This window comes from Leptospira kemamanensis (assembly GCF_004769665.1).
Classification (GTDB): domain Bacteria; phylum Spirochaetota; class Leptospiria; order Leptospirales; family Leptospiraceae; genus Leptospira_A; species Leptospira_A kemamanensis.
Window position 1 is genome coordinate 53019 of record NZ_RQGG01000029.1, and the last position, 12918, is coordinate 65936.

Sequence of the window (12918 nt, forward strand, 5' to 3'; positions counted from 1 at the left end):
GAGCTTCGAAGAGAGAATTAAGAGTGGCAATCATTTCAAATCAAAATCGGAAATTGCATTCTTTCTTTTTAATTTTCCTCTTTTTCATAGAACTCCTATTCGCTCATCCGATAGAGGCCAAAGAAACTGTAGACCTATATTTAAAATGGTATCATCAATTCCAATTTGCTGGTTATTACACTGCTTTGGAAAAGGGATACTACCAAGAAGTGGGTTTGGATGTCAACATTCATCAAAGCACAAAAGGATTAGAAGGACTCCACCAAGTTGTTTCGGAGAAAGAAGCACGTTATGGTGTTGGAACCAACGAAGTATTATTACAGTGGCATGTTGGAAAACCAATTGTTGTGATCGCTGTCATCTTTCAACATTCACCAGCAGTTTTGATTACCAAACGAACTCATCCCAATCAAAGTATCCATGATTTGAAGGGAAAAAGACTCATGTTGACTCCACATGTTTATGAACTTCTAGCCTATCTTAAAAAAGAAAAATTAGAGTTAACGGATTTCAAAGAAATCCCACATAGTTTTCGCAGCATCGATTTAATTGAAGGTCGAGCAGATGTCATCGATGGTTATTCGACCACACAAACATATGAATTTCAAAAATCTAAAATTCCCGTGATGATTTATTCCCCAAGGACATCAGGAATTGATTTTTATGGCGATAATCTTTTCACAAGTCAAATTGAAATTCAAAACCATCCCAACCGAGTGAAACGATTTCGAGAAGCAAGCCTTCGTGGTTGGATGTATGCAATGAAACACAAAGCTGAAATTGTGGATCTCATCTATCAAAAGTATTCTGAGAATGTTACAAAGGAACAATTGTTATATGAAGCAGAACAAATGGAGCCATTGATCCAACCAAATTTAGTAGAAATGGGATATATGTATGAAGGAAGATGGAAACATATATCGGAAGTTTATGCTGATTTTGGAATGCTTCCTAAAAATTTGAACTTAAATGGATTTTTGTACAATCCAAATCCAAATCCGAATTATGGCTGGATTGTTTCTGTATTCGTATCAGCACTTGGATTTTTATTAGTCGCTTGGTTAATACAAAGATATCGATGGAACAAACAATATTCTGAAAATTTAAAATCAGAAGTGTTCAAAAGAACTGAAGAGTTAAAAGAAATAAATGACACTTTAGGTTCGACGAATCAAATTTTAGAATTAAAATTAAAGGAATTAAAAGAAGCAGAAGGAAAATTATTAACCTCCGAGAAGTTGGCTACGGTTGGGAATGTTACCGCAGGTATGGCACACGAAATGAACACACCACTTGGTGCCATTGTTTCCTCGAATGGATCGATAAAAGATTTTTTTCTAAATCAATTGGAATCGATCATCAATCAACTACTTCAAGTTCCACAGGAAGACAAAAAAAGATTTTTTGCACTGATCCATGAATACTCGCAAACACCCATTGTTTTATTAAATGGTAAAAAAGAAAGGGACTTAAAAAAAGAACTCAAAATCAAATTGAAAACGATTTTGCCAAACAATGAAACTCAAGTGGATGATGCATTTTTGGATTTACTTTTGGAATCTTATGTCTATGGATTTGGTGAGACATTCCATGGGATTTTACAAAGTCAGAATCATAAAGAAATTTTACAATGGGGATCCAAAATCGCAAATGTATACAGATCAAATTCGATCATCACAATCGCCGCTGAAAAATCGGCTCATGTGGTAAAAACGTTAAAAAATTATCTACTCACAGATGATGTTTCACTGACAGAAGAAAGTGTGATCGATATTCGAAATGGAATCGAAACAATCCTTGCGTTGTATGATTACAATATGAACACTCGAGTGAAATTGATCAAACAATTCCATTCCACAAGGAAGTGTAAGGGGAGTCGCGATCATCTCAATTTAGTCTGGGTGAATTTACTCAATAACGCTATGTATGCGATCTCGTATGAAGGAACGATCGAAATTCAGATCAAAGATGATGATCCATGGATCGTAGTGAGTTTTATTGATGAAGGGATCGGGATTTCGGAAGAAATTCAGAATCGAATATTTGAACCTTTTTTTACTACGAAATCAGAAGGGGAAGGTCTTGGACTCGGTCTCGATATTTGTAGAAAGATAATTTCCAAGATGGGTGGTCAGATCCGTTTTGAAAGTCGAAAAGGATACACTCGATTTGATATATTCCTACTCGCAAATGATGAATCTTTCACTGATGCAAATTGAAAGATGAAAACTTTATTTTTTTCTTTACAATCCGGGAGAAAGGATATCTTTTCTCTAGTTTTTCAATTTTAAAAATATTGTAAGTAGGTTAACGATATGTCATTTCAGAATGCGATCCAAGTTTGTTTTCAGAAGTATATTGATTTTAACGGCAAAGCCAAACGACCAGAGTTTTGGTATTGGGTTGCGTTTTGTATCGCAGTGAGTTTCGGTTTAAATCTTTTTCTTCCCATTTTAGGTCTTGTGTTCTCTGTTTTGACCTTTTTACCAAGTATCAGCGTGGGAGCACGTCGATTGCACGATGTAGGAATGAGTGGTTGGTGGCAACTCATTGGTCTTACGGGAATTGGATTGTTGGTTTTAATTTTCTTTTGGATCCAAAAAAGTAAATAAATACGTTTTTTGGTTTTGCTTCCATTCCTCTCGCAAGACTCGTTTAAACTTTTGTGTTTTGCGTTAGGGACAGGAAGGGCTTGGTTACTTGCCATCGAACGATGGTAAGTAACGGAAGCGTTAGCGCACCCCGGAGTGGCCCGACCCAGATACAATCGATCAACGAATCGAAATGATTGGGAACGCCCAATTTATTTTTTGGGAATTTGGTCGAGTGGGCTTTTGATATTTTCCAGGCGGCTTCTTGCTACCTTTGTATAAATTTGAGTGGTTCGGACACTTGCATGTCCTAGAAGAGTCTGAATCATCCTTAAGTCAGTTCCGAGCTCTAACAGATGTGTGGCGAAGGCATGCCGTAAACTATGGAAGGTGACTTTTTTTGTAATCTTTGCTTTAGCGGCTGCTTGGTTAAAGATCGTCTCTGCTGTGCGAATGTGTAAAGGTTTTGTTCCCATACCGGGGAACAACCACTCGATTGATTTCACTTCGTTATAACTATACTTGAGCAATAAATTGTATTCACGCACTTTTAAGTATTCTTTGAGTTCCTCGATGAGAGAGCTCGCAAGAACTGTGTATCGATCTTTTTTTCCTTTCCCTTGTGTGACACGGATCATGTTCCTTGTTAAATCAATGTCTTTTGTTTTTAAGTGGATGACTTCACCCACTCGTAATCCTGCTGAGTAACTTAATAGAAGTAACATTTTATGTTTTAGATTGGGAAGTGCATTGAAGATCGCCCTTGTTTCTTCGACTGATAAAACTTCCGGTAACTGTTGGTCTGTTTTGACTTTCGGGAATTTTAAGGGAAGGATTTGTTTTCGAACCACTTTAAAATAAAAAAGAAAGGCTTGCCTGGCACTTCTTAAGGTCGCGACTTTCACGGATTTTTCTTTCACTTGGTAGTCCAAAAAATTTTCGATGTCTTTTGATCTGATGTTGATAGGCAATTTCCCTGTAAAGGTTAAGAGTAGGCTTATATGTGAGTAATACGTTTTAGTTGTGCAGAGACTGAAGTTTCGTTCTCGTGCTGCCCTAAAAAAATCTTCTAGTAATCCATAATGTTTTGGAATTTCTTTGAAGTTAAAACGAATGTCATATTCTGCAAAATCAACTAACACGCGTCTTATGGTATTCTTTTCATTTGGAAAAGACCAAGTTTTTGTATCTGGATGATACAACCCTTGGGGGATGGATTTCACCAATTTCACCAAAGGTTCCGAATAGGGAAAATGTAAATGGAATCGTTTGTCCAACGCAGATAGTTTGAGTTTGATCATAAATCACCTAACCTAGTGTATTAACTGCTATAGGTGGTGAGATAAACGAATGGTTCTCGGATCTCTTGGCTTTTTGTCCTGAATTCAGTGGGAAAGTTCTGAATTTGAGGGTTATGTGGTTTGGGGTTTGTGCGGAATACAATCCCCGCCCTCATTTGGGTGGGGCTCTAGACCCGCCACCCAATACGCTCCCTCTATCACGTCACAGGGAAACAGGCAAATGAAAAGGGAATTGTTCCGATTTTTTTCTTGGAAAGTTCACCCTTTCGCAGAGACTGCAATCTTTAGGAGATATATGAATTTAATCACTGTCGGACTAGGAATCTTTTTTATCCTGTATGGAATCACAACCTTTGTTTTGCGACTCTACAAACCGAGTTTTTTTTGGAAATTGGAACCAATGAAACAAAAATGGGGCGAAAAAAGAGGATACTACGTCCACGTTTTCAGTTATTCGATTTTGCCAGTGATCCTCGGCATCGTTTACACCGTATTAGGTGTGAGAGGATAAATCAAACGACATATGATTTAGAGGAGTGGGGCGCCTCCCATTCGAATTGAGATCAGACTCATACTCTAGATTGGACCGGGCCCTCCGCTCCAATCTTTCTCTTTCGAGAAAGGATTTCCGCTAGGGTCCCTGGCGCAAGATTCGGTTATAATTTATGAGAGAGAATTGTATCTTGTCTGGAAGGAGTTCTATCTTCTGGATAATCTGTACTATAATGAAGTCCACGACTTTCCTTTCGTAGTAACGCCGATCGAACAATTAACTCTGCTACCTTTACTAAATTACGAAGTTCTAATAGTCCAATAGAGACTGTGGTACGATTGTAATAATCTTTTACTTCTTCTGAGATGAGTTTTAAGCGGCGAAGGGCTCGTTCCAAACGCATATCAGACCGAACAATTCCCACATAATTACTCATAATGGTTTTGATTTCGATTAAGTCATGAGAGATGAGCACCCATTCTTCTGTATTGGTTGTGCCTTCTTTGTTCCAATCAGGAATCAAATCTGTTTCACTAGAATAACTCAATTTTCCTTGTGACCGTATGTCTTCTGCTATGCGATGAGAAAAAACTAAACATTCCAACAAACTATTCGAAGCCAGTCGATTGCCCCCGTGAACTCCCGTACAAGTGGTTTCTCCACAGGCATATAAATCAGCGATATTGGTTCTTCCCAGTAAATCAGTAGCGACTCCACCACACATATAGTGAGCCGCAGGAACTACAGGAATCGGATCGGTTGTGATATCAATCCCCAGTTTTTTGCAACGTTCGTAGATAGAAGGAAAATGGCTTATGATATCATTGGCAGGGCGATGTGTGATATCCAATAGGACATGAGGTTCCCCTCTTTTTTTCATCGTATCATCAATCGCACGAGCAACGATATCTCTTGGTGCCAGTTCCCCCATCTCATGGTAGTCTTTCATAAAAGGTCGACCACTGATTTCGCGAAGGATTCCTCCGTGGCCTCGAACTGCTTCCGAAATTAAAAAACTATTCCCTTGTTCATGAAACAAGGATGTAGGATGGAATTGATAAAATTCCATATTTTTGACAATGGCACCTGCTCGGTAAGCACTGGCTACACCATCTCCAGTTGCTATATTGGGATTGGTTGTGTGAAGGTAAACTTGACCCGCACCACCTGTTGCCAAAATCGTTTTTTTTGCAAGCACCGGGAATACTTCACCTGTTTCTGTATCTACGATATAAGCTCCGTAACAACGTAATGGCAGATTTTCTTTGTTCTTTAAATGGTGTTTGGTGATTAGATCAACACAAGCATGGTTTTCTAAAATTTGGATGTTTTTGTTGGCATGGACATGATCAAGTAACGACTGTTCAACGGCGCTTCCTGTTCTATCAAGTGAATGGATGATTCGATTTTTGCTATGACCACCTTCGCGAGCCAAATCCAATTCACCGGTTTGGTTTCTGGTAAAAGGAACACCTAAGTCTAAAAGTTCTTTGACTCGAGTGGGACCTTCTTCTACTAAAACTCGGACGGCCTCGGGATCACATAAACCTGCTCCTGATTCTAAAGTATCTTTGATATGTTCTTCAAATTTATCTTTATCATCAAAAACAGATGCAATCCCACCTTGGGCATAATTAGTATTCGATTCGTAATCAGCTTTTTTGGTAACAACAACAACGGTACCAAGTGGAGCCAATTTTAATGCGGTAAAGAGTCCACTCACTCCGCTGCCAATGATCAAAAAATCTGATTTAATTCGTGTCACATTGTATCCAATTCAATTCTATTTCAAACAACCAAAATTCAAATAGTGACTCTATTTTGAATTTAACATACCTTCAATGTAATCCAAACTACGAATCAACATGTAATCAGGTTTAATCGCATCATTGGAATGTTCTTTGAGGTAACTATCTGCTTTTCCATTTTTCTTAGCGTATTCTTTGATTGCGTTTAAGTTAAACTTAGATTTCACAACACCTTCGTGAGGGATCAGTGGTAAGTGATTCCACATATCTTCTTCTCGGTATCGGAAAGGAAAAGATCCATCAGCTTCTTCTGAAACTTCGATATCTGGAGAAACACCAACTACTTGGATGGTTTTTCCGGAAGGAGAGTAGTAGCGAGCGTTAGTGATTTTTAAAAGGTAATTTGGGTTATTGTCCAAATGTTTTAAAGTTTGTACAGTTGCTTTTCCAAACGTACGTTCTCCAAGTAGGATTCCTCTTCCATGGTGTTGGATGGCACTTGCAACAATTTCAGAAGCAGAAGCAGATTTGGAATTCATCAATATCGCTAACGGAAGTTTTGTGATGTCTTTGATTTTTGCATATTTTTCATCGTCACTTCGACCAGGAGTTCTTGTGGAAACAATCACACCCTTTTCGATGAACATATCAGCGATATCCACAGCTAAATCTAAAAATCCACCAGAGTTTCCGCGAAGGTCGAGGATCAACGCCTTTAAAGGTTTTCCATTTTCTTTGGCAGTGCGTTCCATTTCGGCATATGCTTCTGCGATTTGTGTGTCAATTGGAGGTTCGCCATTCCCTGGTTTCACAAATCCCGTAAGTTTGATATAAGCGACTTGTGGATTTTCTTTTACGAGATGGTAAGTTACGTTTTTGATCGTGATTTTATCACGAACTACTTCGATATCAATTTTACCCGTGTTTCCTTTTCTGGAAATGGTTAACACCACTTTGGTGGCCTTTGGGCCTTTGATTTTTTTGACGACTTTATCGAGTGAAAGGTTTTTGATGAGTTTTCCATCAACTGCAACGATACTATCGCCACTCCGAATTCCCGCACGAAGCGCTGGACTTCCTTCTAACGGATTTTCAACGATGACTTCACGGCTTCCACCACCAGAAAGGATGGCACCGATCCCTTCAAAGGAGCCATCACTAATTTTGGACATGGACTCTTCCCAAACTTCTTCCAAAAATACATTGGAATGTGGATCCAAAGAATTTAAATATCCATTGGCTGCGGCAACAAATACTTGTTCCATGCGGAATTCTTTTTTGTCTTCTTCCTCTTCTTCAGGAAGTTCACCATCGAGTTCCACTAGACCTTTTAGAACAGGAGTTTTGTATTTTTCTAAATTGTCATTGATGTAAGTGATGACTCGATCAAATTCTTTCCGTGAAAAATTGATTTCTTCCCAACGAGCTGAAATCACTGATTTTTTTAATTTCTCTTTTTCAATGAGTTTTTTCAGTTCTGCATCAGAGAGTTTTCTGTTTTCGTTTTTTTTCCGTTTTTCTTTTTGGATTTTTTCTACCTGCGCATAGTCAGGATCAAAAATCACAAACTTATCGGAAGGAGAGATTTTGAAAGTGGAACCTGGCCAGAGGTCTTCCTTTTCATCATACTTTTCTCTTTCTTTGAAATAACTTTCTGGATAAATATAGAGTGGGTGAGGCAAACTCAACGCCGCAAAACTAGCAGCATCGGTGTAAGCGCGGTTTACATTGATGTGTTTGTCAATGTACAATTTGTCTACTGTCCGAATGACAGTCTCAAAATCTTTATAATCAAATTTCGTTTCGGTTTTTTGCGCTTTTTTCGCTTCTGGTTCGCAGGAAATAAACCCAACTGGGAGGGCAAAACTAAGTAGTGTCAAAAAGGATAGTAGATAAACAAATCGTTTCAAGGGATCTCTCGTAAAGTGGATAGATTATCCTAAGAATTTCCGAATTTCCAGTGTAGGCAACACAAAAAAAATTGGGACAAAACTAGGACACACGTATATCATAGACGGTGGCATGCCCATATTCGTTGTCCTGATTTTTGCCCTTTCTCTCGGGTTTTGTACCTCGGAACCTGAAAAGAATCCCAATCGTGATCCTTACAGTTTGGAGACATTACTTTTTTTAGAAGAGGTGTTACTGGATGTCTGGGAAAATCCTTCGGCAAAAGAAGAAGCAATGTCTCGGCTAAGATATGTTTGCCGAACAAAAGATACCGATGATGGGTATTTATGTTATATGTGGGGACTTTTGGAATTCCAACGAGGGAATTACAATGAGAGTTACACGGGTTTTCGAAAGGCCTTGGACAAAAGTCCAAATGATACCCTATACAAGAATATGTTGCGGATCGCCGCTGAAAAGTCGGGAAACTTATCAGATTTAAAAGCCCACTCGTATGATGGAGAGGTACTTGCCACTCTTTCGGAACTACAAAAGGAATGCCAGGAAGGAAAAACGAGTGTCTATCCTAAGTTTCAATTCCTGATCGGTCGTGGAGTTTTTACCAAGGAATCATTGAAACGAGGTTCGTTTGTTTCCTGTTACCAATCCTTGGAGACTTCCGAACAAACTGCACTCTTAAAAGAAGTCAAACAAGCAAATGTCTCCTATAAAGAGAGACTGATTGCCGACCAAATGAAATCAGATCCTTTTACCAAAATTTGGGACACATCTAGTTATCATAGAGGTGACACAGGAAAGGAAATGGTGGGTGCCACATCCGGTGCCGTGACTGCAAGTGTCAGCTCTACTGCTGAGACAAATTCCCAATCCAGTTTGTCATCCAGGTCTCAAACTCTCGTGACCGATGCTTGGCGAAAAGTAAAACAAGCATCTATTTCTGGAAACGAAGCCCAAGCCAAAGAGGCGTTGAAACAATTTCTTTCCGAGGTGCAATCTTCCAAAAAAAAGGGAAAGTCAGAAGCGATGATGGCAACCGCTTTAGAAAGAGCTGCCAAACTTTTACTCGAACAAGACCCTCAGTATGTCAAAATTCGTTCCCTTGCGAAAGAACTTTGAGATAGTCTTTTACCGTTTTTTCTAAACCATCCACAAGGCTTTGCGAAATCAACCTGTGGCCAATGGAAACTTCGGCTAAATGAGGGAGTTTCGCAAACACTGACAAATTATTTGTATCTAAATCATGTCCGGCATTGACAGCTAACCCCAGTTTGTTTGCCTCCAAAGCTGCTTTTTCATATGTGGCAAAGATTTGGATTCCTTCTTTTGTCGATTGATCGTAAGCATGAGCAAAAGGTCCCGTATAGAGTTCAATTCGTTCGGCTCCTAAAGCGACAACTTGGTCATAAAAACGAAAATCAGTTTCCATAAACAAGGATACTCGAATCCCAGCTTCTCGGATGGTTTTTACGATTGGTTGTAATTGGGCAAAGGTTTTGGGATCACGAAAATCAAAACCATGATCCGAGGTGATTTCCCCAGGTTTTACTGGAACGAGTGTGGCCTGGTCCGGTTTTGCCGAAAGGACTAGTTCCAAAAAACGTTCACTAGGTTCGCCCTCGATATTGTATTCTTTTTTAGAAATTCCTAATTTAGTAATTTTTTGATTGTAAGACTTCAAAAACTCCTGTAATTCGAATACATCTTGTTTGGTGATATGCCTTTCGTCTGAACGAGGGTGAACAGTGATTCCATGAGCCCCCGAATCCAGTATGAGTTCTGATAATTGGAGGAGATTGGGAAGGTTTCCCCCACGAGAATTGCGGAGAGTGGCGATCTTATTGACATTGACACTTAATTGGGTCATAGGAAAAAAAAAACTTTTCATTAATTTTCATCCAGGAGAAAACCGTCCAATTTCAAAAAGGTTGTCCCAGAGAGGGGATTCCCAAAACTGTCAAAAGTACGTTTATGGTCGCAAAAAAAGCAGCAAAGAAGCAGGCCCCACCCAAAAAGAAGGTGGTAGCCAAAGAAAAGTCGAATAAGGACGCCAAGTCCTCTTCCCCGAAGGAAGACAAAAAAAAGGCCGTAGTTGGGTCGAAAGCCCCTTCTACCAAGGCGAAAGCTGTGCCTGCTCCGAAAACAGCCGCAGTCTCCAAGGAGAAACCTGCACCCCAAGCAAAACCTCCTGCCGTGAAGATTGATCCGAACAACCCACTCGGAAAGAAATTCAGCTGTTACTCTTGTGGAACCAAGTTTTATGATTTGAACAAACCCGAAAAAAAATGCCCAAAATGTGGGGCCGATCAGCTGGCAAAACCTGCGATCAAATCTCGCATGGCTGCCATTCGTAGTTCGGAATACGAAGTGGAAGAAGAGGAAGAACCAGTCATTGAAGATGATGAACTCTTAGAAGAAACGGAAGAATTGGAAGAGGCCGAAGATGAGGAGGTCGTTGCCGAGGAAGAGGAGTGATCCTTCCCATCCTTGGTGGACCCACCGGTTCCGGTAAAACCTCTCTTTCGCAAGTCCTCGATCCTAAACGTTTTGAAATTGTTTCTTTTGACTCACGCCAAGTCTACCGGGACCTTCCGGTAGGCACAACGGCACCCACTCCCCAAGAATCTTCCACCATACGACATTGGCTCGTCGGATTTTTAAACGCAAACGAAGCAATCAATGCCAATCAATTTTCACTTCTCGCGCGTGATGCCATTTTGGACATCCAAAGTCGTGGAAAAATTCCCTTTCTCATCGGGGGGACAGGGTTTTATTTACGTGCCTTTCTTTTAGGAATGTATCCCGTACCAAATGTACCCAAAGAAACAAAAGAATATGTTCTCACACTTCCCTTAGAAGAAGCAAGGGGCCTACTCCAATCCAAAGACCCAAAAGCAATGGAAGCCTTGAATGAACAAGATGGGTATCGCATCAAACGTGCTTTGGAGGTTGTACTCACAGGAGTTTTGTGGTCTGATGTATCCAAGGAAACTGTGGGTGGATACTTGGCAGACCATCCAGACGTGACACTCGTGGGACATTGGTTGGATTGGCCTCGTGAAATCCTCTACCAAAGGATTAATGAACGAGTGAAAGAGATCGCCACGGGTATGTTAGCGGAGACAAAAGAAGTGGTTTCCCTATACGGATCAGACTGTCCGGGCCTACGAACCTTGGGTTACAATTTTGCGCTTGCATTCTTAAATGGAATGATAGACATTAATACATTCATTGAACAGTTGGCGCAAAGTCACAGAAATTATGCGAAAAGGCAAATCACTTGGTTCAAAAAAGAATCATTCCTTTCGCCCATTTCTTATGATGCCGCTGTCCAACTGTATACAAATATAGAACAAAGATAGAGAGAACACTCGGGATTTCCAATGTCGGCAAAAAACAACATCCAAGACCAACTTCTAAACACAGCAAGAAAGGAGAAAATTGATCTCACCATCTACTTGTTAAATGGAGTGCCCTTAAAAGGAAAGGTTGTCAGTTTTGACAATTTCACCATCATTTTAGAAAACGAAAACAAACAGAATTTGGTGTACAAACACGCTATTTCTACCATCATTCCTGCAAAACCGATCAAACTTCACAGCGAGGAAACACCAAAAGAAGTCGGGGGGACGTAACTCTTTTCTAGTTTTCCTCCCTTTCCCTTTCTAAATTCTGGTTCCAAACCCTATGGCAAAATTACCTAAAGAATCCCCAGTGGTTCTCATTATGGCGGGCGGAAAGGGGGAGAGGTTTTGGCCTCGTTCCCGAACCAATTCCCCTAAACAGCTCCAAAAAGTTTATTCCAGTAAAACCCTTTTGAAAGAGACCATTGATCGGGCTCTTACGATCACGAGTTTGGATCGCATTTACATTGGAACCAATGCCACTCTCAAAGCAGAGATTCTGAAAAAAGACCCAAAATTTCCTTCTAACAATTTCATCATCGAACCCGAAGGAAAAAATACTGCCCCCATCATCGCTCTTTCTGCCCTTTATTTCCAAAAAAAATACGGAAACCCAAATCTCATCGTTCTTTCAGCAGATGCTTTTATTGATCCCATCAAAGAATTCACTAAAACCATAAACCAGGCTCTTTTTGAAACGGAAAATGGAATGGTTTTACTTGGTGTGAAACCAAACCGACCAGAAGTTGGATACGGTTATATCAGCACAGGAAAACCAACTGATGTGGGTTATACGGTAAAAGCGTTTTTTGAAAAACCAGATTTCAAAACAGCACTCAAATACATCAAAAAGAAGAATTTTTATTGGAACCCTGGGATTTTCCTTTTTCGAACGGAAACCATTCTTTCGGAACTCGAACGCCATGCTCCCCATATCCTCGGACCATTGAAAAATGGATTTCCATTTAAGAACTTTGGGGACTTAAAAACTGCATTCCAAATGCTTCCTTCGGAAGCCATTGACACTGCCATCATGGAAAAGTCGAATCGCATTCGTATGGTGGAAGCCACGTTCAATTGGGATGATGTGGGATCTTGGATGTCACTGGAACGAATTTTGCCGGGCGACAAAGAGAAAAACCATCACCAAGGAAAAGAAGTGCTTTATCATAAGGCTTCGGGGAATATTTCCTCTGTGCAAAAAGAGCTTATCGCCTTTTTGGGAGTGAAAGATCTCATCGTTGTGGAAGAACCAGATGTACTTCTTGTGACTTCACGTGAGGGAGTGGGTGATATCAAAGCGATGTTATCCAATATGCGGAAAAATAAAGTTTTACAAAAGTACCTCGACTAGAAATTTGACAGAACAGGCTTGATATAAGGAGGAAGGAATGCCTTCCGGAAAAAAGAGAAAGCGTAGAAAAATCGCAACACATAAACGTAAGAAAAAACGCAGAGCCAACAGACACAAAA

General features: G+C 40.1%; 12 protein-coding genes. 8 read left to right on the forward strand and 4 right to left on the reverse strand.

The features are described 5' to 3' along the window. Positions 1-23 precede the first annotated feature (23 nt). On the forward strand, positions 24-2219 hold the full coding sequence (locus EHQ59_RS17950) for an ABC transporter substrate-binding protein (RefSeq protein WP_135619467.1): 2196 nt from the start codon (positions 24-26) through the stop codon (positions 2217-2219). A gap of 96 nt (positions 2220-2315) precedes the next feature. Continuing rightward, complete coding sequence (locus EHQ59_RS09745; RefSeq protein ID WP_135619468.1) at positions 2316-2612, forward strand: DUF805 domain-containing protein; 297 nt, start codon at positions 2316-2318, stop codon at positions 2610-2612. Between the two features lie 191 nt (positions 2613-2803). Here the strand turns inward: EHQ59_RS09745 and EHQ59_RS09750 are convergent, their stop codons facing one another. Beyond that, the gene (locus tag EHQ59_RS09750) at positions 2804-3892 is read right to left on the reverse strand and encodes a tyrosine-type recombinase/integrase (protein ID WP_135619469.1); all 1089 of its coding nucleotides are present in this window, start codon (positions 3890-3892) and stop codon (positions 2804-2806) included. A gap of 295 nt (positions 3893-4187) precedes the next feature. Here EHQ59_RS09750 and EHQ59_RS09755 point away from each other — a divergent pair, with 295 nt between their 5' ends. Next, positions 4188-4403, forward strand: a complete 216-nt coding sequence (locus EHQ59_RS09755) for a hypothetical protein (RefSeq protein ID WP_135619470.1) — start codon at positions 4188-4190, stop codon at positions 4401-4403. 145 nt (positions 4404-4548) lie between these two features. Here EHQ59_RS09755 and nadB read toward each other — a convergent pair whose 3' ends face one another. Beyond that, the gene (nadB, locus tag EHQ59_RS09760) at positions 4549-6150 is read right to left on the reverse strand and encodes an L-aspartate oxidase (RefSeq protein WP_135619471.1); all 1602 of its coding nucleotides are present in this window, start codon (positions 6148-6150) and stop codon (positions 4549-4551) included. Between the two features lie 51 nt (positions 6151-6201). After that, entirely contained in the window at positions 6202-8043 is a 1842-nt protein-coding gene (locus tag EHQ59_RS09765) for a S41 family peptidase (RefSeq protein WP_135619472.1), read from the reverse strand. Positions 8044-8155: 112 nt separating this feature from the next. Between EHQ59_RS09765 and EHQ59_RS09770 the strand changes: the two genes are divergently transcribed. Then, on the forward strand, positions 8156-9160 hold the full coding sequence (locus tag EHQ59_RS09770; RefSeq protein WP_135619473.1) for a tetratricopeptide repeat protein: 1005 nt from the start codon (positions 8156-8158) through the stop codon (positions 9158-9160). On the opposite strand, the gene EHQ59_RS09775 is transcribed toward EHQ59_RS09770, so the two are convergent. After that, positions 9129-9908: a pyridoxine 5'-phosphate synthase gene (locus EHQ59_RS09775; RefSeq protein WP_135619474.1), complete on the reverse strand. Its 780-nt coding sequence runs from the start codon at positions 9906-9908 to the stop codon at positions 9129-9131. The genes EHQ59_RS09770 and EHQ59_RS09775 overlap by 32 nt on opposite strands. Before the next feature lie 104 nt (positions 9909-10012). Here EHQ59_RS09775 and EHQ59_RS09780 point away from each other — a divergent pair, with 104 nt between their 5' ends. From EHQ59_RS09780 to EHQ59_RS09795, 4 genes are read left to right on the forward strand one after another with little or no spacing between them, the layout of a single operon-like run. Beyond that, entirely contained in the window at positions 10013-10516 is a 504-nt protein-coding gene (locus tag EHQ59_RS09780; RefSeq protein ID WP_135619475.1) for an FYDLN acid domain-containing protein, read from the forward strand. Next, positions 10513-11403: a tRNA (adenosine(37)-N6)-dimethylallyltransferase MiaA gene (gene miaA / locus EHQ59_RS09785; RefSeq protein WP_135619476.1), complete on the forward strand. Its 891-nt coding sequence runs from the start codon at positions 10513-10515 to the stop codon at positions 11401-11403. Before EHQ59_RS09780 ends, miaA begins: the two co-directional genes overlap by 4 nt. Before the next feature lie 21 nt (positions 11404-11424). After that, positions 11425-11676, forward strand: coding sequence for an RNA chaperone Hfq (hfq, locus tag EHQ59_RS09790; RefSeq protein WP_135619477.1), 252 nt, complete (start codon positions 11425-11427; stop codon positions 11674-11676). Positions 11677-11728: 52 nt separating this feature from the next. Further along, complete coding sequence (locus tag EHQ59_RS09795) at positions 11729-12799, forward strand: mannose-1-phosphate guanylyltransferase (RefSeq protein WP_135619478.1); 1071 nt, start codon at positions 11729-11731, stop codon at positions 12797-12799. Positions 12800-12918 lie beyond the last annotated feature (119 nt).